Genomic DNA, 22,751 nt, shown 5'->3' on the forward strand with positions numbered 1-22,751 from the left:
CCCACATTGGATCTGTGTCATTCACAAATCCCCTGTGGGAGCGAGCCTGCTCGCGAATAGGGCCGACTCGGTCTCAAGCCTTAAACAGGCTTGGCCCCCATCAACCCCGCAATGGCGAGAAACCCGACGCCGCTGACAATCGCCAGAGCCAGATTGAATGTCCGGTTGCCGACCCCTGTTGTCCACAGCCGATTCAGCCGAACAAGCAGCCAGACCGCACTGAACGTGGCCACGGCATAGATCACGCTGGAACCCAGAATCCAAAACTGCCCTAACGGCCAGCCCACCAGGTGTACCAACCACCAGCCGGTGAACGGCATGCTGAACATGCCGAGCAGCATCAAACACCAGACGAACAACCACGGACGCTGCATCGTGCTCGCCGGCCCTTCGCTGCGATTACGCCAGGAAAGCGCGGCGAGCCCCAGCCCGCTCACCAGGATCACCACGGTAGCCGCGACGTGAAGGACTTTCAGGGTGGTCAGGGTTTCCATGTGTTTCTCTTCCTTGGGTCATGCCCATCAGCGTAGCCGTTCAGCCAAGAAACAGCTGATAGGCCGGGTTCTCGCTTTCATCCCAGTATGGGTAGCCGATTTCCTCGAGCGCCGCCGGCACCAGATGACGTTCGTCATGGGGTACTTGCAGGCCTGCGACCACCCGGCCATCCGCCGCACCGTGGTTGCGGTAGTGGAACATCGAGATGTTCCAGCGCCCGCCGAGCTTGTTGAGGAAGTTGAACAGCGCACCCGGACGCTCCGGGAACTCGAAGCGGAACACCACTTCATCGATCACATGCGCCGCGTGGCCGCCGACCATGTGGCGAATATGCAGCTTGGCCAGTTCGTTGTCGGTCAGGTCGAGCACCGGGAAGCCTTGCTCGGTCAGGCTCGCCAGCAATGCGCTGCGCGGGTCGTTTTCCGGGTGGGTCTGCACGCCAACGAAAATGTGCGCTTCGCTGCCGGTGTTGTAGCGGTAGTTGAATTCGGTGATCTGGCGCTTGCCGATGGCCTCGCAGAACGCCTTGAAGCTGCCGGCCTTCTCGGGGATGGTCACGGCGATGATCGCTTCGCGGCCCTCGCCCAGCTCGGCGCGTTCGGCAACGTGACGCAAACGGTCGAAATTGACGTTGGCCCCAGAATCGATGGCGACGAAGGTCTGACCGGTGACGCCGCGCAGTTCGACGTACTTTTTGATCCCGGCCACGCCCAGGGCGCCGGAAGGCTCGGTGATGGAGCGGGTATCGTCGTAAATGTCCTTGATTGCCGCGCAGATCTCGTCGGTGCTGACGGTGATCACTTCATCGACATAGTCTTTGCAGATGTCGAAGGTGTGCTGACCGATCTGTGCCACGGCGACGCCGTCGGCGAAGATGCCCACGGTCGGCAACACCACGCGCTCACCGGCAGCCATCGCCGCTTGCAGGCAGTTGGAGTCGTCCGGCTCGACGCCGATGACTTTGATGTCAGGGCGCAGGTATTTCACATACGCCGCGATGCCGGCGATCAGACCGCCACCACCAACCGGAACGAAAATCGCGTCCAGCGGCTGCGGGTGCTGGCGCAGAATCTCCATTGCCACGGTGCCCTGCCCGGCAATGGTGTGCGGATCGTCGTAGGGGTGGATGTAGACGTAGCCTTTTTCGTCGACCAGTTTCAGCGAGTAGGCCAGCGCTTCCGGGAACGAATCGCCGTGCAGCACCACTTTGCCGCCGCGCGAACGCACGCCTTCGACCTTGATCTCCGGGGTGGTCTTGGGCATCACGATAGTCGCTTTGACGCCCAGCACTTTCGCCGCCAGGGCCAGACCCTGCGCATGGTTGCCCGCCGACGCGGTGACCACGCCACGGGCGCGCTCTTCTTCGGTCAGCTGGGTCAACTTGTTGTAGGCGCCGCGAATCTTGAACGAGAACACTGGCTGCAAGTCTTCGCGCTTGAGCCAGATGTCATTGCCCAGCCGCTCGGAGAGCTGGCGAGCGTTCTGCAGCGGGGTTTCTACGGCAACGTCATAAACGCGCGAGGTGAGGATCTTTTTGACGTACTGTTCGAGCATCGGAAAGCATCACTGAGCGGGTTGTGCAGGGCCATGGAGTCTAACCCGGCTTTTGCCCGTGCGACCACACTAAACAGTGTGGTCATAACCCGGACACTGGTGATGGAGAACCTTTGTGGTGAGGGGATTTATCCCCGACCGGCGGAGCAGCCGTCGCAAAACTGAGATCAAGTTATTTCTGAAAGAATGCCGGGGGAGCGCTTCGCACTCCATCGGGGATAAATCCCCTCGCCACAGGAGGTTTTAGCCCGGCTTGCGGCTATAATGCCGGCCTTTCCGTTCTTACCTTGCCCGCTTCCGGAGCCCGCATGACCCAGGATCAACTCAAACAGGCAGTGGCTCAGGCCGCCGTCGACTTCATCCTTCCGAAACTCGACGACAAGAGCATCGTCGGGGTCGGCACCGGCTCCACCGCCAACTGCTTCATCGATGCACTGGCTCAGCACAAGGGTGCGTTCGATGGCGCAGTCGCAAGCTCCGAAGCCACCGCCGCACGCCTGAAGGGCCACGGGATTCCGGTGTATGAGCTGAATACCGTCAGCGACCTGGAGTTCTACGTCGACGGCGCCGATGAAAGCGACGCGCATCTGAACCTGATCAAGGGCGGCGGCGCGGCCCTGACCCGCGAGAAGATCGTCGCGGCCGTGGCCAAGACCTTCATCTGCATCGCCGATGCCAGCAAACTGGTGCCGGTGCTGGGCGAGTTCCCGCTGCCGGTCGAAGTGATCCCGATGGCTCGCAGCCACGTCGCTCGCGAACTGGTGAAACTGGGCGGCGACCCGGTGTACCGCGAAGGCGTGCTGACCGACAACGGCAACATCATCCTCGACGTATTCAATATGCAGATCACCAACCCGGTGGAGCTGGAAGCGCAGATCAATGCGATTGTCGGTGTCGTCACCAATGGTCTGTTCGCGGCGCGCCCAGCGGATTTGCTGTTGTTGGGTACCAGTGAAGGTGTGAAGACGCTGAAGGCTGAGTAAGCCCCGCCACCCACACATTTGTGGGCAGACGAATAAACCTGTGGGAGTGAGCCTGCTAGCTCCCACAGTGTTTTGTGGTGTTGGTTAGTTCGGCGTTGGTTTTTTGAAGACGTAAAACAGATTCGGCTCACTCACCAGATACAACGTCCCGTCGTCATCCATCGCAATGCCTTCCGCCTGCGGCACCGTTTTCTGCAAACCCTGCCGGCCCTTGTTCAGGGACATGGTGCTCAACGGGCGCCCGTTCACATCCAGCTCCAGAATCAGCCGCGACTCGTCCGACAGCGCCAGCAAATGGCCGCTGCGCTCGTCGTACTGCAGGCTAGACAGGTCACGCACGAACATCCCGGCATCACGCTTGGGGTTGTTGATCACATGCACCGCGTAGGACTTTTCCGGGTTGAAGTGCGGAAAACCGTGCACTTCGTAGATCAGCATCGGATCTCGCTCTTTCGCAACAAACAGGCGCTTGCCCACCGAGTCATAAGCCAGCCCTTCGAAGCCTTTGTTGCTGCTCATGTGCACGCCGAGAGTCATCTGCTCGGCGTCGGCGGCATCGAGGTACGTGGTGTCTGTTTCCAGGTGGATCTTGATCAGCCGCTGCTGGCGCTCATCGGTGATCACGTAAGTATCGGCGCTGATGAATTCCACGGCTTCAGGGTCGCCAAAGCCGATCAGTGAGATGCGGCGCAGGATCTTGCCCTCCAGCGATAGCTCGACCAGTTCGGAATTCTTGTTGGTCACGGTAAACAGACTTTTGCGCACCGGATCGTAGGTCAGCGCCGACACATCGTCGTCCAGTCCATCAATGACGCGCGCTTCGATGTCCACACGATATTGATCCAGATCGATCGCTTCGCTGCTCAGCGGCTGCCAGAGCAAGTGCAGATTGAACCAGGCGCGCTCGAACAGGCGCATGTACTGGCCGATCGCAATCAACGCGATCAGGGCAATCACCGACAGGAGGATAACCAGAGGCTTGGGACGGGCAAGTCGACGCATTCGGGCGGGCTCGGAATCAAAACAGGCGGATGAAATATCACGCCCGTCTGAACTGAAGCTTAATGGCCACTTGCCTGCGACGACAACTGCACAATTCTGCAATTGCCGTAGGGAAAGTTACTTCTGTTTTTCGAAGCGATAGAACAGGTTCGGCTCACTGACTATATACAGCGTGCCAGACTCATCCATGGTCACGCCTTCAGCGCGGGGGATGGTCGATTTCAAGCCGTTGAAACCGCCAAGCAAAGTCATGAAGCTGACTTGCTCGCCCTTCTCGTCCAGCTCCAGCAGCAGGTGCGAATCGGCGGAAAGTACCAGCATATGGCCGGTGCGCGGATCAATCGCCAGAGCAGACAGATTGCGGATATCCAGTTCATCACTGGCCAGCTTCTGCTTGTCGCCCTTCAGCGCTTGGCTACCATCACTCTTCCAGGTGAACAGCGCCGGCGGTCGCTCCTCGCCCAGCCACAGTTGCTGATTGCGCGAATCCCAGGTGATGGCTTCGAAAGCCTTGTTCTGGTCTTTCGATGGCCCGAGGTCGTATTTGGGAAAATTGGCGATATTGAGCTCACGGGTGTCAGCATCGACTTTGACAATCGACAGCGTGTGCTGACGCTCGTCGACGATCGCCATCAGGCCGTTTTCCATGACGGTCAGGCCTTCCGGATTGCTCCAGCCCACCAATGGCATCTTGCGCAGCACGTCGCCTTGCAGAGTCAGCTCGGCGAGGAACGGGTTTTTGCCCATCACCGAGAACAGGGTTTTGGTTTGCGGGTTGTAAGCCAGGTCCGAAGCTTCGTCCTTCTCCATGCCTGCCAGCGGCTTGGCATCGATCACCGCACGGTAGTCCGGCAGCCAGATGCTTTCCTTTTGCTCTGCCGTGCTTTCGAAGCGCTCCAGCACCCACAGCACACCCCGGTCATCCCAATGCATGGCGAACGCCAACCCATACGCCGCAGCAATCGCCAACAGCAGCCAGGCATACCAGCGCAGGGCAAAACGTGAGCGGCGAGGGGATTTGAGCTGAGTTTGAGATGACATCGAGGGACGCGTTCCGAAAATTCAGGCTATGGGTAATAGCACAAAGAGGCCGGCTAAGACGCCAGAATTGCGGAAATTATCCGGACGGGATGTGAAAAAAACGGCAAATGGCGCGATTGTCGTGTGCGTTGCGTGGCGCGACACAAAACAAATGGGGCTCTTGTGGCGAGGGGATTCATCCCCGATGGGCTGCAAAGCGGCCCCAACAAACTGGGGACTGCTGCGCAGTCCATCGGAGATAAATCCCCTCACCACAAAAGCTCATTTCATCAGGGGTATGCGTTGAATCAGCGCACGCTGCTGCTGAAGCTGCTGGCGCCAACCAGTTCCAGCACGAGGTCGTCGCCGACGCTCAGCGGGCCAACGCCCACTGGCGTACCGGTGAGAATCACGTCACCGGCCTGCAACGAGAAACAGCCGGCCATGTGCTGGATCATCGGCACGATCGGGTTGAGCATCGCGCTGCTGTTGCCGTCCTGGCGGACTTCGCCGTTGATGGTCAAACGAATGCCGATGTCGGTCAGATCCGCGAAGGTGCTACCGACCACGAAAGGCGCTAGCACTGCCGCGCCGTCGAACGACTTCGCGATTTCCCACGGCAGGCCCTTGGATTTGAGCTCGGCCTGCTTGTCCCGCAAGGTCAGGTCCAGCGCCGGGGCGAAACCGGATATCGCGTCCAGCACTTCTTCACGGCTTGGCTTGGTCGACAACGGCTTGCCGATCAACACGGCAATTTCCGCTTCGTAGTGCACCGAACCGCGCTCGGTCGGAATGCTGAAGCCGCCTTCGAGCGGCACCACGCAACTGCCCGGCTTGATGAACAGCAGCGGCTCGGTAGGCACCGGGTTGTCCAGTTCCTTGGCGTGTTCGGCGTAATTACGGCCGATGCATACCACTTTCCCGATCGGGAAGTGAATACGCGTGCCGTCGACGTACTGGTGCTGATAGCTCATTTACCGACTCCTGCCTTCATTGATTCATCAAGAATTACAGATCAAACCGCGAAGATCTTGCCCGGGTTCATAATGCCGTTCGGGTCGAACACCGCTTTGACCGCTTTCATGTATTCGATCTCAACCGGCGAACGGCTGTAGGTCAAGTAATCGCGCTTGGTCATGCCCACGCCGTGCTCGGCGGAAATCGAACCGTTGTACTTCTCGACGGTTTCGAACACCCACTTGTTGACGGTGGCGCACTTGGCGAAGAACTCGTCCTTGCTCAGGTTTTCCGGCTTGAGGATGTTCAGGTGCAGGTTGCCGTCGCCGATGTGGCCGAACCAGACGATTTCGAAGTCCGGGTAGTGTTCGCCGACGATCGCGTCGATTTCCTTCAAGAACGCTGGCACTTTCGAAACCGTGACCGAGATGTCGTTCTTGTAGGGCGTCCAGTGCGAGATGGTTTCGGAGATGTACTCGCGCAGCTTCCACAGGTTCTGCAACTGGGTTTCGCTCTGGCTCATCACGCCGTCCAGTACCCAGCCCTGCTCGACGCAGTGTTCGAAGGTTTCCAGCGCGCTGTTGGCCACTTCTTCAGTGGTCGCTTCAAATTCCAGCAGTGCGTAGAACGGGCAGTCGGTCTCGAACGGTGCCGGCACATCACCGCGGCCCAGCACTTTGGCCAGGGCTTTATCGGAGAAGAATTCGAAAGCGGTCAGGTCGAGCTTGCCCTGGAAGGCATGCAGCACCGGCATGATCGAGTCGAAATCGGCGGTACCGAGGACCATCGCGGTAAGGTTTTTCGGCGCGCGATCCAGACGCATGGTCGCTTCGACGACGAAACCGAGGGTGCCTTCGGCGCCGATGAACAGTTGCCGCAGGTCGTAACCGGTGGCGTTCTTGATCAGGTCTTTGTTTAGCTCCAGCACGTCGCCCTTGCCGGTGACGACTTTCATGCCAGCGACCCAGTTGCGGGTCATGCCGTAGCGAATCACCTTGATCCCGCCGGCATTGGTGCCGATATTGCCGCCAATCTGGCTCGATCCGGCAGAAGCGAAATCCACCGGGTAGTACAGGCCCTTTTCTTCGGCGACGTTCTGCAAATGCTCGGTGACCACGCCCGGCTGACAAACGGCGGTGCGATCAGTGAGGTTCACGTCGAGAATCTGGTTCATGTAGTCGAACGACACGACCACTTCGCCATTGGCGGCCACCGCAGCGGCAGAAAGACCGGTACGCCCGCCCGATGGCACCAACGCGACTTTGTGGGTATTGGCCCAGCGCACAACGGCCTGTACTTGTTCGATGGTCTTGGGGAACACGATGGCGCTGGGCGCCGGGGCGAAGTGCTTGGTCCAATCCTTGCCATACGTGTTCAGGGAGTCGGCGTCGGTCAGGACCTTGCCAGGCTCGACCAGGGTCTTCAGTTCATCAATCAGGGCAGGATTGGTCATCGACAGAACTCTCGAACAATTCATGGTCATCCTGAGAACGCTTCACGTCGCAGGAATGAGTGTTTAGCGGGGTGGCTATGCTAGCATACCGACCCCGCAGAACAGTGCCCGAGGCCAGTTCTGCGGCGACGGCTTTCCTGCCGTTCGGGTCAGCTCCAAGCTGCTCCCCTCCCTGCCATTTTTCTCCGGGATACAGGTTTACGCAGATGAGCAAGACTTCTCTCGATAAGAGCAAGATCAAGTTCCTTCTTCTCGAAGGCGTCCACCAATCGGCTGTCGACGTCCTCAAGGCGGCGGGCTACACCAGCATCGAGTACCTCACAGGTTCTCTGCCGGAAGCCCAGCTCAAGGAAAAGATCGCTGACGCTCACTTCATCGGCATTCGTTCTCGCACCCAACTGACCGAAGAGATCTTCGATCACGCGAAGAAGCTTGTCGCTGTAGGCTGTTTCTGCATCGGCACCAACCAGGTTGACCTCAGTGCAGCCCGCGAGCGCGGCATTGCTGTGTTCAACGCGCCGTACTCCAACACTCGCTCCGTAGCCGAGCTGGTGCTGGCCGAAGCGATCCTGCTGCTGCGCGGCATTCCGGAGAAAAACGCTTCCTGCCACCGTGGCGGCTGGATCAAGAGCGCGGCCAACTCCTTCGAGATCCGCGGCAAAAAACTCGGCATCGTCGGCTACGGCTCGATCGGTACTCAGTTGTCGGTTCTGGCTGAAGGTCTGGGCATGCAGGTGTTCTTCTATGACACCGTGACCAAGCTGCCGCTGGGCAACGCCACTCAGGTCGGCAACCTGCACGAACTGCTGGGCATGTCCGACATCGTCACCCTGCACGTTCCGGAAACCGCGGCGACCCAGTGGATGATCGGCGAGAAGGAAATCCGCGCCATCAAGAAGGGCGGCATCCTGATCAACGCTGCACGCGGCACCGTGGTCGAGCTGGACGCCCTGGCGGACGCGATCAAGGACAAGCACCTGATCGGCGCGGCCATCGACGTGTTCCCGGTGGAACCACGCTCCAACGACGAAGAGTTCGAAAGCCCGCTGCGTGGCCTCGACAACGTGATCCTGACCCCGCACATCGGTGGTTCGACCGCTGAAGCGCAAGCCAACATCGGTCTGGAAGTGGCGGAAAAACTGGTCAAGTACAGCGACAACGGTACTTCCGTTTCGTCGGTGAACTTCCCGGAAGTGGCCCTGCCGGCTCACCCGGGCAAGCACCGCCTGCTGCACATCCACGAGAACATCCCGGGTGTGATGAGCGAGATCAACAAGGTCTTCGCCGAAAACGGCATCAACATCTCCGGTCAGTTCCTGCAGACCAACGAGAAGGTTGGTTACGTGGTGATCGACGTCGACGCCGAGTATTCGGATCTGGCGCAAGAGAAGCTGCAGCACATCAACGGCACCATCCGTAGCCGCGTGTTGTTCTGATCGAACGCTGAGCGACAAAAAAGGGAGCCCTCGGGCTCCCTTTTTCATGCACGCCGCAAAGTTACTCGACGTTGACGGTGATCTTCTTCGACACGATGGGTGGATCGAACGGCATGTGGCCGCTGTCACCCAGTTCAAGTTGCAAGGTGTGTTTGCCCGGGGCCAGCTTGATGTCGGCCTGAGTCTGCGCCTTGCCGAAGTGCATATGGTTGGCATCGTTGGGAATCGGCGCACCGGCCGCCGGCAACTTGTCGACATCAATCAAAAGATGATGGTGACCGGAATGTTTGGTGACATCGCCCGCCGGTGCCAGCGAGACGTCCTTGACGCCAAATTTGACGGTAAAGGTTTGCGATACAGTCGCCCCGTCTTCGGGAGAAACGATGAACACTTCGGCACCCTTTGGAGCCGGGGTGGCCGCACTGGCCAGCACCGAAACGCCCATCAGCACACCCGCCAACGCTGCACGTGACATAAAGCTTTTCATTTTCTTCTCCAGTTTTTCCGTAAAATCCGCGTGGTCATGACAACTTCATGACCATTCGTTGTCGAAGGCACTCGACAACCATAGCAAAGCGAGCCAGAAAACCTGGCCGCGATAATGATTTCAAAGGAGTGACCATGCGTTTTCTGCCTGGCCTGATCTGCCTGCTACCCCTTCTGAGCCCGCTGGCTCACGCCGAACTGATTGATGACGTCAACGACCGTGGCGAGTTGCGTATTGCTCTTGAGGCTAATACACCGCCCTTTAATTACAAGGACGGCGACACACTCACGGGGTTCGAGGTCGAGCTTGGGCAACTGCTGGCCAAGGAGCTGGATGTTCGCGCCGACTTCATCGTCACCGACGAGGGCGATCTACTCCAGGGCGTTGAAAGCGGCAAGTACGACGTCGCGCTCAACCACATAGCACTGACAGCCGAACTCAAGGATCGTTTCGACTTCAGCGAGCCTTACAGCCAGATCGATTCGCAGTTGCTGGCGAAGAAAGATGAGCAGCCGCGGCCGATGGTATTGGTGCAATCGTTGACTGAGGAGAAGCCAGCAGTGGGTGCGCCAGTGGATTTGGCGATTCCGTTTCAGAAGGGTAATCCGGCGTTTCGCGCCAGCCTTGAAGGTGCGTTGCAGCGGATCAAGGCGGATGGGCGGTTGGCGGCGTTGTCCGAGAAGTGGTTCACCGAACCCAAGCAGCAATGAAACCTGGGTTTTAATCGAGCTGGATCAAGGCCTGTACGGCTTGCGGCAATTCAAGCTCGCTGAAGACTTGCACGCCGTGGCGCTTGAGCAGTGCAGCCGTCACGCCTTCGCCACTGACTTTGACCCCACTGAACGTCCCGTCATAGGTCAGCAGATTCCCGCAAGAAGGACTGTTGGCCTTGAGCACCGCGACGCGAATGCCGTGCCTTTGCACCAACGCCAGCGCCTGCCGCGCCCCATCGAGAAACTGCGCACTGACATCCTCGCCGTCGGTGGTGATCACCGCAGCCGTGCCATCCAGCACTTCAGCCCCCTGCCCGCCCGGAATCTCCGCCGCCGCACGCGGGGTCGGCAAACCACCGGCCACCTCCGGACACAACGGCACCACCCGACCTTCAGCAATCCACTGTTCCAGCACATCAAACGGCCCGCTGGCCCCACCGTCATAACGCACGCGGTGGCCCAACAGGCAGCGGCTGACCAGAATCTTTTCCATGATCAGAACGGCTCGTTGCCACGGCGACGGAACCACCCCGTCAGCGACAAGCGCTCGCGATTGGCCGGCAGCACTTCATGGGGGACTTCGCCGGAAAGAAACACCACGAGGCAGCCGCCAGTAGGCTGCACGTCGTGAACGCGATCATCACCCAGGTACATGCGCAACTGACCGCCATCCTCCGGCAACCATGCTTCGTTGAGGTAAACCACCACCGAAACCATGCGCCGGTCGTCGTCACGGAAGCGGTCGACGTGTTTGCGATAAAAAGCCCCCGGCGGATACAGCGCGAAATGGCATTCGAAGTCTTCAAGACCGAGGAACAAACCCCGGTTGAGCGACTCGCGCAGACTGTCCATCAGGCTCAGGTATCGGTCGCTGGCCTCGGCCTGACCGGGATCGATCCACTGAATATGATCGCCGCGAATCCCCTCGCGAATCTCTGAAAACGGCCCACGGCCGACCGCCGCCGGCGCCAGTTCACCCTCGGCCTCACGTTTACGGCACTCGTCCGCCAGCTCGCGGGTCAAACCCGCGGGCAGGAAAATGTTCTGCTGCGACCAGCCGTGCTCGGCCAAGTCGTCGACGATACGTAAAAGCAGCGGGTGTTCAGAGGATATTTGCATGGCGCGCATAGTATGTCGGCGGCAAAAAATCCGACAGAGCCACGCGGCGGCTTGATACGAATTCTCGACAAGTACCGGCACCGCACGGAGAATAGTGCGCTGCTGACAGGAGTCCCTATGCGCCGTTTGCTTTTTTCACTGTTGATGTTCTGCGTTTTGCCCGCCTGGGCGGACGGCTACGATCAGTTGTACAAGGTCGCCGGCTGGCCAGATCAACGTGCGCATTTCAATGACGCCTTGAGTGCCGCGCAGCAGCGCTATCAAAACAGCCTGCCACCCGCCGTCTTTCAAGCGCTGGTCAACAACAGCAATCAGCGCTTCGCCCCACAGGCCATGGATCAACGCGCCGAAGCCCAACTGCGGCAGAACCTCGCCGATCCCAAACCGGCCCTGTCCTTTTTCCAGTCGCCGCTGGGCAAGAAAATCGTCGCCGCCGAATTGCTCGCGACCCGCCGCGATCAACTGGCAAAGAATGCCAAAGGCCTGCCGAAGATGCCGGCCAGTGACAGCCGCTTGCTGATCATCGGCCATCTGGCTCAAGCCCTGCCCGCCCGTGAAGCCGGCGCAGAAGTCAGTCTGGCGATTGCCGGCGTGGCGGCGGACAGTTTGAGTTCGATGATTCCGGGACTGCTCGGTGGTGGACAAGCGCAAGGCATGTTGAACGGTCAGCGCCAACGCCTGATGGATCAGATCGGCGCGGACATGAACAACACGCTGCTCTACGTGTATCGCGACTTGTCGGATGAAGAGCTGGAAGAGTTTGCGACGTTTGCCGAGTCGACCGAGGGCAAGGCTTACTATCAAGCGGCGTTGGCGGCCATTCGGGCCGGGTTGGCGGTGGGGCAGAATACTTCGAACCTCAACCAATGATCTGCGCTGTCTGACCGCCGTCTTCGCGAGCAGGCTCGCTCCCACATTTGGGAACGCGTGCCCCTGTGGGAGCGAGCCTGCTCGCGAAGAGGCCCTGACAGACGCTAGAGGTTCCGGCCCCTGATCCGCTTGCTCAAGAACTCGAAATACTCCTCGCGCATGTCAGCCGTCTCATTGGCCAGATGATGCCGCGCCTGGGGCAGCAGCAAGATCTGCGGCCGATCAAACTTCCACTTCAACACCTGCAGATTGTGCTGCCAGTCCACGGTCATGTCCGCCTGCCCCTGAATGATCAGCGGTCGCCGCGGGCTTTTCTTCGCGTATTCCACTCGGTTGATCCAACGTGACAAGGCGCCGACCCATGCGGTGGGCAGGCGCTTGGGCTGCAGCGGATCGGCCAGCAGAAACGGCAGGAAATCCGGATCATTGGAGTTCTCGCTGAAGCGCCGCGCAATGCCCCGCACGAAAGGCCGCAGCAGGTAATAACTGAGTTGCGACCAGCCCCACGCTCGCGGCCGTACCAGCGGCGACAGCAGAATCAACTGACCCTGCGCCGGACTGTTCTCGCCATGATTGAGCACATGATCGACCACGATCGCCCCGCCGGTACTTTGCCCGCACAGGTGCCACGGCTGCGGCAGCGCAATCGAATGGGCCTCGGCGAACAAGGCTTGCAGAGCGTCCTGATATTCGGAGAAATCACGAATACTCGCCCGCTCGCCGCTGGACAGACCATGCCCCGGCAAATCACAGGCGATCACGGCAAAATCCTGATCCAGCGCCCACTCGATCACATGCCGATACAGCCCGGTGTGATCGTAGAAACCGTGCAACAGAAACAGCGTGCCCTTGACCTTCTCCGGCCACCAGCAATGGCTGACCAGTTCGTAACCGTCCACTGAAAACCGTCCCATGCCGCGCCAGACATCGCGCTCGGAAAAGTCGGTTTTGTAGAACTGCTGATAGGCCTTGGCCTCCTCCGACAACGGCTGCCACTCGGCCAAAGGCTTGAGGCTGGCGCGTAAATGATCGGGATCGAAAATGGCAGGCATGGGGCAATTCCAGAACGGTGAACAGACTTTATCGGCCTGCGATATTCATCTGTCGCGACAAGCATGGCAAGCTAGCCGGCCTCTGAGGACACAAATCCATGCGCTCGCCCTACCGCACCGCACTGTTTGCCAGCCTGCTCGCGCTCGTGTGTGCAGGGGTGCTGTGGGCGGCGTACGACTGGTTTCAGGGCCGCTATTTGCGGGCGTTCAGTGAACACACCGCGGTGTTCTCCGGCGACCCGCTGCGCCTGCCCGATGATCTCGCCGGCCCCGGCAATATCCGTCTGGTGCATTTCTGGGACCCGGCATGCCCCTGCAATGTCGGCAATCAACAGCACCTGACCGAAATGGTCGAGCAGTTCAGCGCCAAAGGCGTGGAGTTTTTTGCCGTACAAAAGGTCGGTAGCCACGGCCAGTTGCCCACCACGTTAAGCACGCTGAAAACCATCACGGTATTGCCCGGCTCCGAGCAGATCCCCGCCAGCCCGGCGGTGGCGATCTGGGATCGCAACGGCAAACTGGCGTACTTCGGCCCCTACAGCGAAGGCCTGACCTGCAACTCCAGCAACAGTTTTATCGAACCGATCCTGAATGCGCTGACGGATGATCGCCCGGTCAACGCCACACACACCTTGGCGGTCGGCTGCTATTGCCCATGGCCGGTGGAGCCGCAGTAAGGCATTCCGGACTTTTCGAGGACAGCGATGCACGGCACAGAAGGTCTGTGCTAATTGTTTGCAGCCCGACGGGGCGGCAATCCCGCCTGCACAAGGAGTCACCATGAAGCGCGTGTTCACCGTTCTCGCCCTGCTCATCGTTGTCCTGCTCGCTGGCACGGGCTGGTACGTCTACAGCAAGCAACCGACGCGTCAGGGCCAGATTGAACTGCGCAACCTGCAAGGTTCGGTGACTGTGAGCTATGACGAGCGCGGCGTGCCGCACATCCGCGCAGAGAACGAAACCGACCTCTATCGCGCCCTCGGCTATGTGCATGCCCAGGATCGCCTGTTCCAGATGGAAGCCATGCGTCGACTTGCACGCGGCGAACTGGCCGAGGTGCTCGGGCCGAAACTGCTCGACACCGACAAACTGTTCCGCAGCCTGCGCATCCGTGAACGCGCGGCCAGTTACGTCGCCAGCCTCGATAAACAATCCCCGGCGTGGAAGGGCCTGCAAGCCTATCTGGATGGCATCAACCAATATCAGGACACCCACGCCGCGCCTGTCGAGTTCGACGTGCTGGGCATCCCCAAGCGGCCGTTCACCGCCGAGGACAGCATCAGTGTCGCCGGCTACATGGCTTACAGTTTCGCTGCGGCGTTTCGTACCGAACCGCTACTGACCTATGTGCGCGATCAACTTGGCGCCGATTACCTCAACGTCTTCGACCTCGACTGGCAGCCCAAAGGCGTTTTGGCCAAGGGCCGCAACCCCGTTCCAGCGCTCGCGGCCGGCGATTGGAAGGACCTCAACGCCCTCGCCCGCCTCAGTGAGCAGGCGCTGATCGACAACGGCCTGCCGCAATTTGAAGGCAGCAATGCCTGGGTGATTGCCGGCAACCGCAGCCAGAGCGGCAAACCCTTGCTGGCCGGCGATCCGCACATTCGCTTCTCGGTGCCGTCGGTGTGGTACGAAGCGCAGTTGTCCGCCCCGGGCTTTGAACTCTACGGGCATCATCAGGCGCTGGTGCCGTTCGCGTTCCTTGGGCATAACCTGGATTTCGGTTGGAGCCTGACGATGTTCCAGAACGACGACCTGGATCTGATCGCCGAGAAGGTCAACCCGGACAACCCGAATCAGGTCTGGTATCGCGGCCAGTGGACCGACATGGTCAGGACCGAGCAGCAGATCAATGTGAAGGGCCAGGCGCCGGTGACGATCACCCTGCGTCAATCGCCTCACGGCCCGATCGTCAACGACGCCCTCGGCACGGCTGCCGGCAAAACACCGATCGCCATGTGGTGGGCGTTCCTCGAAACACCGAACCCGATCCTCGAAGGCTTCTACCAGCTCAACCGCGCCGATACCCTGGCCAAGGCCCGCGCCGCTGCGGCCAAAGTGCAGGCGCCGGGGCTCAATCTTGTCTACGCCAACGCTAAGGGCGATATCGCCTGGTGGGCTTCGGCATTGCTGCCCAAGCGGCCGACCGGGGTGAAACCGGGTTTCATTCTCGACGGCAGCACGAATCAGGCGGACAAGGATGGCTTCTACCCGTTCAGCGCCAACCCGCAGGAAGAGAACCCGGCGCGCGGCTATATCGTCTCGGCCAACTTTCAACCCGTGTCGCCCACCGGCATGGAGATTCCCGGTTACTACAACCTCGCCGACCGTGGCCAGCAGCTCAACCGCCAGCTCAGCGACAAGACTGTGAAGTGGAACAACGAAGCCAACCAGAAGCTGCAACTGGGCACCACCACCGGTTACGGCCCGCGTCTGCTGGCGCCGCTGTTGCCAGTGCTGCGCGAAGTGGTGAGCGATCCGGCGCAACTGAAACTGGTCGAGCAACTGGCACAGTGGCAAGGCGACTATCCGCTGGACTCGGTCAGTGCGACGGTGTTCAACCAGTTCCTCTACGACCTCGCCGATGCGGCAATGCGCGACGAGTTGGGCAATGACTTTTTCGAGACGCTGCTGTCGACGCGGGTGATTGATTCGGCACTGCCGCGACTGGCGGCAAACGCCGATTCAGCGTGGTGGGATAACCGCGCCACGCCAGACAAAGAAACCCGTGCCGACACCGTGCGCGCGGCTTGGCAGGCGAGCATGAAGCACCTGAAACTGACCCTCGGAGAGGATGCCTCCACCTGGAAATGGGGCACGGCGCACACGCTGACCCATGGTCATCCGCTGGGGCAGCAGAAGCCGCTGGATCGCATTTTCAACGTCGGCCCGTTTGCTGCACCGGGCAGTCATGAAGTGCCGAACAACCTCTCGGCGAAGATTGGCCCGGCGCCATGGCCGGTGACCTATGGGCCTTCGACGCGGCGCCTGGTGGACTTCGCCGACCCGGCGCACAGCCTGACGATCAACCCGGTGGGCCAGAGTGGCGTACCGTTCAACAGTCACTATGACGATCAGGCAGAGGCGTATGTCGACGGGATTTATGTACAGGCGCACTTCAGTGAGGAAGAAGTGATGGCGAATACGCGCAGTACCTTGAAGCTTTTGCCGGCGCGGGCTGCGCAGTAGATTTGTGCTGACTGAACTGACCCCATCGCGAGCCTGCTCGCGATGGGGTCAGTTCAGATCAATAAACGCCTCAAACCATCACCGCAAAATTCATTCGAAACTGCTGCGGCGTCACACCCAACCTTCGATTGAACACACCGCGCATATGCTGCGCATCGCGAAATCCGCACTGATACGCCACAGTCTTCAGCGGCGCCGTGGTGCTTTCGAGCATCACCCGCGCCGCATCCACTCGCGCTCGCTCAACGAACTCCGCCGGCGTGACCTTCGCCTCCCGCGCAAACACACGCGAGAAGTTACGCGCACTCATGTTCGCCGCATTCGCCAGATCGGCAATGGTCAGATCCCCGGTGAGATTGGCCAGTACGTACAACTGCACCATCGCCACCGCCGACGTCGGCTCCGCGTGGGGCGTCAGGAACGGGCTGAACTGCGACTGCCCGCCCGAACGCTGGGTGAACACCACCAGCCGCTTGGCCACACTCAGCGCCACCTCCGCGCCGTGATCGCGGGCCAGCAGGTACAGCGACAGATCAATCCCCGCCGTCACCCCGGCCGAGGTGTAGAGCGCGCCGTCCTCGACATACAAGCGATCCGCCTCCACCTGCGTCGATGGGCACAACTGCGCCAGGGCGTCGGCATCGTTCCAGTGCGTAGTGACCGTGCGCCCCTCGAGCAATCCCGCCCGCGCCAACATGAACGCGCCGTTGCAGATCGACCCGAAACGCCGTGCCCGCGCACAGGCTTCACGCAGCCAGGCATCGAAGGTCTTGCCGAACTCCATGAACGGCAAGGTCGGCCCGCCAGCCACCAACAGCAAGTCATAGGCCTCAAGCGCTGCGCTGAAATGTCGGTGAGCATTCAGGGTCAGGCCGTTGGAGCATGCCATCGGCCCGTGTTCGACACCGATCACGTCGAGGCGATAGTGATCCTCTGGCTTAAGAAAACGGTTGGCCTCGGCAAACACATCCATGGGCCCGCTGACGTCCAGCGATTGCACACCGGGGAACACCACAATGGCGACGGTTTTGTTCATCTCTCTCGCAAACTCCTCTGAACCTGTGGCGAGGGGATTTATCCCCGATCGGCTGCGCAGCAGTCGTAAATCCTGTAATCGCGTTTTAACTGATAAGCCTAATCAGCAGGTTCTGGGGCTGCTGCGCAACCCATCGGGGATAAATCCCCTCACCACAATGAGTATCGCGATATCTCTCCCACTGGTGAGTTGGCACGATTTGCAGGTCGATTGGCAAGGATCGCAGCCATGGGTCGATTGTTCGTTTTGCAGCGCGGGAACAGACTTTCCTCATCGGCGCCACACCGGCGTTTTTCAAGAGGAAACTCTCATGAGCACCACCATTGCCGGCATCAAAATCCCTGACAGCGCCCTGGCCCGCGCGACCACCGAGTACATCCGCGACATCGAATCCGACCTGCTCTATCACCACTCGCGCCGGGTGTTTCTGTTCGGTGCATTGAGCGGTGAGCGTCAGCAACTGGCCTACGATCCGGAGCTGTTGTACGTCGGCGCGATGTTTCATGACCTTGGTCTGGTCGAAGGTCACCGCAGCGATGACGAACGTTTCGAGGTCGACGGCGCCAACGCCGCAGCGGCGTTTCTCAAGCCTTACGGGTTGAGCGATGACGACATCGAACAGGTCTGGCTGTCGATTGCCCTGCACACCACGCCGGGCGTGCCCAAGCATTTGCGCCCGACCGTGGCGCTGGTGACGGCAGGCGTGGAAATGGATGTGCTGGGCATGGACTACGCGGCGTTCAGCAGCGTGCAGCGTGAAGCGGTGGTGCATGCGCATCCACGGGGGGAAGGTTTCAAGGAGTGCATCATCTGCGCCTTTGCCGATGGGCTGCGCCATCGTCCGCAGACCACGTTCGGCAATGTGAAGACTGATGTGTTGAAGGATCAGGAACCGGGGTTCAAGCCGATGAACTTTGTCGAGGTCATCCGCCAATCACCCTGGACTGCATAAAACGAAAGGTGGGAGCGAGCCTGCTCGCGAAAGCGGTGTATCAGTCAATATTTGAGTCGACTGATACTCCGTCTTCGCGAGCAGGCTCGCTCCCACATTTCGATTTGTGGTTGGCCTCAAGACCGAGGCCAACCCGGTAGTGCTTACGCTGCTTCCGGCGCAGGCGCGCGGCGCGCGTCCGGCTGTTTCCACGAATCGGCAGCGCTTTCTTCGATGGCTTGCTGGATGGCTTTCTTGCGGGCTTCTTCGGCGCGGCGGCTGAAGAACCAGACCAGGAACGTCACGATCGATACCGCCAGCAGAATCAGGCTGGCCACGGCGTTGATCTCAGGCTTCACGCCCAGGCGCACCGCCGAGAACACTTCCATCGGCAAGGTCGTCGAACCCGGGCCGGAGACGAAGCTCGCCAGTACCAGGTCGTCCAGCGACAGTGCGAACGACATCATGCCGCCCGCCGCCAGCGACGGCGCGATCATCGGGATGGTGATCAGGAAGAACACCTTCCACGGCCGCGCGCCCAGGTCCATCGCCGCTTCTTCGATCGACAGGTCCAGCTCACGCAGACGCGCCGACACCACCACCGCCACATACGCCGCACAGAACGTCGTGTGGGCGATCCAGATGGTGACGATGCCACGTTCCTGCGGCCAGCCGATCATCTGCGCCATGGCCACGAACAGCAGCAACAGCGACAGACCAGTGATCACTTCCGGCATCACCAACGGCGCAGTGACCAGACCACCGAACAGCGTGCGGCCCTTGAAGTGGGTGATGCGAGTCAGCACGAACGCGGCCAGCGTGCCCAGCGCCACCGCGGCAACCGCGGTGTAGCAGGCGATTTCCAGCGAGCGCAGCACCGAGCCCATCAGTTGGCTGTTGTCGAGCAGGCCGACGTACCACTTGATCGACCAGCCGCCCCACACCGTCACCAGTTTCGAGGCGTTGAACGAGTAGATCACCAGGATCAGCATCGGCAGGTAGATGAACACTAAACCAACGACCAGCATCAGGCTGGAGAAACGGATGCGCTTCATTCTTTACCCTCCATTTCCTTGGCCTGACTGCGGTTGAACAGAATGATCGGCACAATCAGGATCGCCAGCATCACCACCGCCAGGGCAGACGCCACCGGCCAGTCACGGTTATTGAAGAACTCTTGCCAGAGCACTTTACCGATCATCAGGGTTTCCGGGCCGCCGAGCAGTTCCGGGATCACGAACTCGCCTACTACAGGGATGAACACCAGCATGCAGCCGGCAATGATCCCGTTCTTGGACAGCGGAATGGTGATTTTCCAGAAGCTGTTGAAGGTGCTCGAACCGAGGTCGGAAGCTGCTTCCAACAGACTGTTGTCGTGCTTCACCAGGTTGGCGTACAGCGGCAGGATCATGAACGGCAGGTACGAATAGACCACGCCGATGTATACCGCGAGGTTGGTATTGAGGATCTGCAGCGGCTCGTCGATCAAGCCGATGCTCATCAGGAAACCGTTGAGCAGACCGTTGTTGCTGAGGATGCCCATCCACGCGTAAACGCGGATCAGGATCGCCGTCCAGGTCGGCATCATGATCAGCAGCACCAGCACCGTTTGCAGCTCTTTACGGGCGCTGGCGATGGCGTAGGCCATCGGGTAGCCGATCAGCAGGCAGAGGACGGTGCTGATCAGCGCCATCTTCAGCGAGCCAAGGTAGGCGGCGATGTACAGCTCGTCGTCGCCGAGCATCGCGTAGTTGCCCAGGTTCAGCAGCAGTTGCAGCTTCTGCTCGGCAAACGTGTAGATCTCGGTATACGGCGGAATGGCCACGTCGGCTTCGGCGAAGCTGATCTTCAGGACGATGAAGAACGGCAACATGAAGAACAGGAACAGCCAGATGAACGGAACCCCGATGACCAATTGGCGGCCATTGGGAATTATTCGGTTGAGCCGTCGTTTGAACTTGCGCATGTTCATGAGCGAAGTACCACGCCGCTGTCGTCTTCCCACCACACGTAAACCTGATCACCCCAGGTTGGACGGGCGCCACGGCGCTCGGCGTTGGCGACAAACGACTGCACCAGTTTGCCGCTTGGCAATTCGACGTAGAACACCGAATGCCCGCCGAGGTAGGCGATGTCGTGCACCTTGCCGCTCGACCAGTTGTATTCGCAGGTCGGTTGATCGGCAGTGACCAGCAGCTTCTCCGGACGGATCGCGTAGGTCACGGATTTGTCCTGCACCGAAGTGCTGATGCCGTGGCCGACGTAGATCTGCCGGTCGAGATCCTTGCAGGTGATGGTCGCGTGGCCCTCGGCGTCGTCGATCACTTCGCCTTCGAAGATGTTGACGTTGCCGATGAATTCGCAGACCAGACGGCTGGTCGGGGTTTCGTAGATGTCGATCGGGCTACCGATCTGGGCGATCCAGCCCAGGTGCATGATCGCAATGCGCTCGGCCATGGTCATGGCCTCTTCCTGGTCGTGGGTCACCATCACGCAGGTCACGCCGACGCGCTCGATGATTTCCACCAGCTCCAGTTGCATCTGCGAACGCAGTTTCTTGTCCAGTGCGCCCATCGGCTCATCGAGCAGCAGCAACTTCGGCCGCTTGGCCAGCGAACGGGCCAGCGCCACACGCTGACGCTGACCGCCAGACAATTGATGCGGCTTGCGCTTGGCGTACTGGCTCATCTGCACCAGTTTGAGCATCTCGGCCACACGGGCTTCGACTTCAGCCTTGGGAATCTTGTCCTGCTGCAGGCCGAAGGCGATGTTCTGCGCCACGGTCATGTGCGGGAACAAAGCGTAGGACTGGAACATCATGTTGATCGGACGTTCGTACGGCGGCATGTCGGTGATGTCGACGCCGTCGAGGAAAATGCGCCCCTCCGTGGGCCGTTCGAACCCTGCCAGCATCCGCAGCAGAGTGGATTTGCCCGATCCCGAACCGCCGAGCAGGGCGAAAATTTCGCCCTTTTTGATTTCCAGGGACACATCGTCCACGGCAATCGTCTCGTCGAACTTCTTCGTGACCCGGTCGATTTTGACCAGCACCTGTTTAGGTGTCTGGTCGCCCTCGAGGGCTTTCTTGTAGGCGCCGGAGGCAACTGCCATTTACGAAACTCCCAGAAAAAAAGAGTGCAGTTCGCCCAATGCGGACGAACCCAGGATAGTTGTGCCTTATTTGCCCGACTTGACCTTGGTCCAGCTACGGGTCATCAAACGCTGAATATTGGGTGGCAACTCGGTCGACACGTAGGTCTTGTCGAGGACTGCTTGCGGTGGATAAACCGCTTCGTCGGTGCGAATGGACTGCTCCATCAGCTTGTCCGAACCCGGGTTGGGGTTGGCATAACCGACATAATCACTGACCTGGGCGATCACCTCAGGTTTCAGCAAATAATTGATGAAGGCGTGGGCTTCTTTGACGTTGGACGAGTCCTTGGGAATCGCCAGCATGTCGAACCACAGCGCGCCGCCTTCTTTCGGGATCGAGTAGGCGATGTTCACGCCCTTCTTGGCTTCCTCAGCGCGATTCTTGGCCTGGAAGATGTCACCGGAGAAACCGATGGCTACGCAGATGTCGCCGTTGGCCAGGTCGCCGATGTATTTGGACGAGTGGAAGTAGGTCACGTAAGGGCGCACCGCGAGCAGTTTGGCGGTGGCTTTTTCGTAGTCTTTGGTGTTGGTGCTGTTGGCGTTCAGGCCCAAGTAGTTGAGCACGGTCGGCATCATTTCATCGGCCGAATCGAGGAACGCTACGCCGCAGCTGTGCAGCTTCTTGATGTTTTCCGGTTCGAACAGCACGGCCCAGGAATCGATCTTGTCGACGCCCAGCACGGCTTTGACTTTATCGACGTTGTAACCGATGCCGTTGGTGCCCCACAGATAAGGCACAGCGTACAGGTTGCCCGGATCGTTCTGCTCCAGACGCTTGAGCAGCACAGGGTCGAGATTGGAATAGTTCGGCAGCTGCGTCTTGTCGAGCTTCTGGAACGCGCCCGCCTTGATCTGCTTGCCAAGGAAATGGTTCGACGGCACGACCACGTCGTAACCGGTACGCCCGGCCAGCAGCTTGCCTTCCAGAGTCTCGTTGGAGTCGAACACGTCGTAGACCGGCTTGATCCCGGACGCTTTTTCGAAGTCGGCCAGAGTGGTCTCGCCGATGTAATCGGACCAGTTATAAATATGCACCGTACCGGCGGCTTGGGCACCGACAGCAATCGTCAGGCCGGCAGTGGCCAGCAGGGCTTTGCGCAAAGAAGAAAAAATAGGCAAGTGGAGGTCCTCTAAATTAGTTGGGCCCAAGTTGCCCCGCGCTGCATGACAGCCATGGCTGCCCGGCAACAAAACCGGCGCGCAACTTACCCTCGAAAAACCGTTCCAGCAAAACTTTCTGTCATTTAATTATCCCGCTGGCCGCCCTCGCGGGGACGACGGCCAGCGGTTGCTGCTTC

At 59.9% G+C, this 22,751-nt stretch carries 22 protein-coding genes; 7 read left to right on the forward strand and 15 right to left on the reverse strand.

Going from position 1 to position 22,751, the window contains the following annotated elements:
* Nucleotides 1–80: 80 nt before the first annotated feature.
* Both ACA043_RS27955 and ilvA read right to left on the reverse strand, forming a co-directional pair.
* Nucleotides 81–494 (reverse strand): DUF2269 family protein, encoded by a 414-nt coding sequence (locus ACA043_RS27955; RefSeq protein WP_497658278.1) that lies wholly within the window; start codon nucleotides 492–494, stop codon nucleotides 81–83.
* 40 nt (nucleotides 495–534) lie between these two features.
* Nucleotides 535–2,049: a threonine ammonia-lyase, biosynthetic gene (gene ilvA, locus ACA043_RS27960; RefSeq protein WP_497615552.1), complete on the reverse strand. Its 1,515-nt coding sequence runs from the start codon at nucleotides 2,047–2,049 to the stop codon at nucleotides 535–537.
* Between the two features lie 308 nt (nucleotides 2,050–2,357).
* On the opposite strand from ilvA, the gene rpiA reads away from it, so the two are divergent.
* Nucleotides 2,358–3,032 carry a ribose-5-phosphate isomerase RpiA gene (gene rpiA / locus ACA043_RS27965; RefSeq protein ID WP_100846912.1) on the forward strand — a complete coding sequence of 225 codons (675 nt, stop codon included), beginning with the start codon at nucleotides 2,358–2,360 and terminating at the stop codon, nucleotides 3,030–3,032.
* Between the two features lie 84 nt (nucleotides 3,033–3,116).
* On the opposite strand, the gene ACA043_RS27970 is transcribed toward rpiA, so the two are convergent.
* The 4 genes from ACA043_RS27970 to ACA043_RS27985 all read right to left on the reverse strand — a co-directional run bounded on the left by ACA043_RS27970 (nucleotide 3,117) and on the right by ACA043_RS27985 (nucleotide 7,464).
* Complete coding sequence (locus ACA043_RS27970) at nucleotides 3,117–4,034, reverse strand: SdiA-regulated domain-containing protein (protein ID WP_497658279.1); 918 nt, start codon at nucleotides 4,032–4,034, stop codon at nucleotides 3,117–3,119.
* 117 nt (nucleotides 4,035–4,151) lie between these two features.
* Nucleotides 4,152–5,075, reverse strand: a complete 924-nt coding sequence (locus ACA043_RS27975; protein WP_187679086.1) for an SdiA-regulated domain-containing protein — start codon at nucleotides 5,073–5,075, stop codon at nucleotides 4,152–4,154.
* Between the two features lie 287 nt (nucleotides 5,076–5,362).
* A complete protein-coding gene (locus ACA043_RS27980) occupies nucleotides 5,363–6,028 on the reverse strand; it encodes a fumarylacetoacetate hydrolase family protein (RefSeq protein WP_497658280.1) in 666 nt (221 codons plus the stop codon).
* Nucleotides 6,029–6,069: 41 nt separating this feature from the next.
* Nucleotides 6,070–7,464: a D-2-hydroxyglutarate dehydrogenase gene (locus tag ACA043_RS27985; RefSeq protein ID WP_305440361.1), complete on the reverse strand. Its 1,395-nt coding sequence runs from the start codon at nucleotides 7,462–7,464 to the stop codon at nucleotides 6,070–6,072.
* 206 nt (nucleotides 7,465–7,670) lie between these two features.
* Between ACA043_RS27985 and serA the strand changes: the two genes are divergently transcribed.
* Nucleotides 7,671–8,900, forward strand: a complete 1,230-nt coding sequence (gene serA / locus ACA043_RS27990) for a phosphoglycerate dehydrogenase (RefSeq protein WP_064116317.1) — start codon at nucleotides 7,671–7,673, stop codon at nucleotides 8,898–8,900.
* Between the two features lie 61 nt (nucleotides 8,901–8,961).
* Here serA and ACA043_RS27995 read toward each other — a convergent pair whose 3' ends face one another.
* On the reverse strand, nucleotides 8,962–9,387 hold the full coding sequence (locus ACA043_RS27995; RefSeq protein ID WP_187681036.1) for a DUF4399 domain-containing protein: 426 nt from the start codon (nucleotides 9,385–9,387) through the stop codon (nucleotides 8,962–8,964).
* Nucleotides 9,388–9,521: 134 nt separating this feature from the next.
* On the opposite strand from ACA043_RS27995, the gene ACA043_RS28000 reads away from it, so the two are divergent.
* Nucleotides 9,522–10,097 carry a transporter substrate-binding domain-containing protein gene (locus ACA043_RS28000; protein WP_497658281.1) on the forward strand — a complete coding sequence of 192 codons (576 nt, stop codon included), beginning with the start codon at nucleotides 9,522–9,524 and terminating at the stop codon, nucleotides 10,095–10,097.
* Between the two features lie 10 nt (nucleotides 10,098–10,107).
* Here the strand turns inward: ACA043_RS28000 and ACA043_RS28005 are convergent, their stop codons facing one another.
* A complete protein-coding gene (locus ACA043_RS28005) occupies nucleotides 10,108–10,593 on the reverse strand; it encodes a 2-thiouracil desulfurase family protein (RefSeq protein ID WP_497658282.1) in 486 nt (161 codons plus the stop codon).
* 2 nt (nucleotides 10,594–10,595) lie between these two features.
* Nucleotides 10,596–11,228: a 2OG-Fe(II) oxygenase gene (locus tag ACA043_RS28010; protein ID WP_187681039.1), complete on the reverse strand. Its 633-nt coding sequence runs from the start codon at nucleotides 11,226–11,228 to the stop codon at nucleotides 10,596–10,598.
* A 108-nt stretch (nucleotides 11,229–11,336) separates the two neighbouring features.
* On the opposite strand from ACA043_RS28010, the gene ACA043_RS28015 reads away from it, so the two are divergent.
* Nucleotides 11,337–12,089: a DUF2059 domain-containing protein gene (locus ACA043_RS28015; protein ID WP_401271600.1), complete on the forward strand. Its 753-nt coding sequence runs from the start codon at nucleotides 11,337–11,339 to the stop codon at nucleotides 12,087–12,089.
* Between the two features lie 104 nt (nucleotides 12,090–12,193).
* On the opposite strand, the gene bipL is transcribed toward ACA043_RS28015, so the two are convergent.
* The gene (bipL, locus tag ACA043_RS28020; RefSeq protein ID WP_401271603.1) at nucleotides 12,194–13,141 is read right to left on the reverse strand and encodes a phospholipase BipL; all 948 of its coding nucleotides are present in this window, start codon (nucleotides 13,139–13,141) and stop codon (nucleotides 12,194–12,196) included.
* Between the two features lie 98 nt (nucleotides 13,142–13,239).
* On the opposite strand from bipL, the gene ACA043_RS28025 reads away from it, so the two are divergent.
* A complete protein-coding gene (locus tag ACA043_RS28025) occupies nucleotides 13,240–13,818 on the forward strand; it encodes a DUF6436 domain-containing protein (protein WP_497658283.1) in 579 nt (192 codons plus the stop codon).
* 103 nt (nucleotides 13,819–13,921) lie between these two features.
* Complete coding sequence (locus tag ACA043_RS28030; RefSeq protein WP_497658284.1) at nucleotides 13,922–16,330, forward strand: penicillin acylase family protein; 2,409 nt, start codon at nucleotides 13,922–13,924, stop codon at nucleotides 16,328–16,330.
* Between the two features lie 70 nt (nucleotides 16,331–16,400).
* Here the strand turns inward: ACA043_RS28030 and ACA043_RS28035 are convergent, their stop codons facing one another.
* A complete protein-coding gene (locus ACA043_RS28035; RefSeq protein ID WP_489880614.1) occupies nucleotides 16,401–17,366 on the reverse strand; it encodes a GlxA family transcriptional regulator in 966 nt (321 codons plus the stop codon).
* 310 nt (nucleotides 17,367–17,676) lie between these two features.
* Here ACA043_RS28035 and ACA043_RS28040 point away from each other — a divergent pair, with 310 nt between their 5' ends.
* The gene (locus ACA043_RS28040) at nucleotides 17,677–18,318 is read left to right on the forward strand and encodes an HD domain-containing protein (RefSeq protein WP_489880613.1); all 642 of its coding nucleotides are present in this window, start codon (nucleotides 17,677–17,679) and stop codon (nucleotides 18,316–18,318) included.
* A 143-nt stretch (nucleotides 18,319–18,461) separates the two neighbouring features.
* On the opposite strand, the gene ACA043_RS28045 is transcribed toward ACA043_RS28040, so the two are convergent.
* The 4 genes from ACA043_RS28045 to ACA043_RS28060 all read right to left on the reverse strand — a co-directional run bounded on the left by ACA043_RS28045 (nucleotide 18,462) and on the right by ACA043_RS28060 (nucleotide 22,572).
* The gene (locus tag ACA043_RS28045) at nucleotides 18,462–19,352 is read right to left on the reverse strand and encodes an ABC transporter permease subunit (RefSeq protein ID WP_187681046.1); all 891 of its coding nucleotides are present in this window, start codon (nucleotides 19,350–19,352) and stop codon (nucleotides 18,462–18,464) included.
* Nucleotides 19,349–20,230, reverse strand: a complete 882-nt coding sequence (locus tag ACA043_RS28050; RefSeq protein ID WP_401271625.1) for an ABC transporter permease subunit — start codon at nucleotides 20,228–20,230, stop codon at nucleotides 19,349–19,351. Before ACA043_RS28050 ends, ACA043_RS28045 begins: the two co-directional genes overlap by 4 nt.
* Before the next feature lie 35 nt (nucleotides 20,231–20,265).
* Complete coding sequence (locus ACA043_RS28055) at nucleotides 20,266–21,408, reverse strand: ABC transporter ATP-binding protein (protein ID WP_100846904.1); 1,143 nt, start codon at nucleotides 21,406–21,408, stop codon at nucleotides 20,266–20,268.
* Nucleotides 21,409–21,474: 66 nt separating this feature from the next.
* Nucleotides 21,475–22,572, reverse strand: a complete 1,098-nt coding sequence (locus tag ACA043_RS28060) for a polyamine ABC transporter substrate-binding protein (protein WP_497658285.1) — start codon at nucleotides 22,570–22,572, stop codon at nucleotides 21,475–21,477.
* Nucleotides 22,573–22,751: the final 179 nt, after the last annotated feature.

This window comes from Pseudomonas sp. LBUM1648, assembly GCF_059716145.1.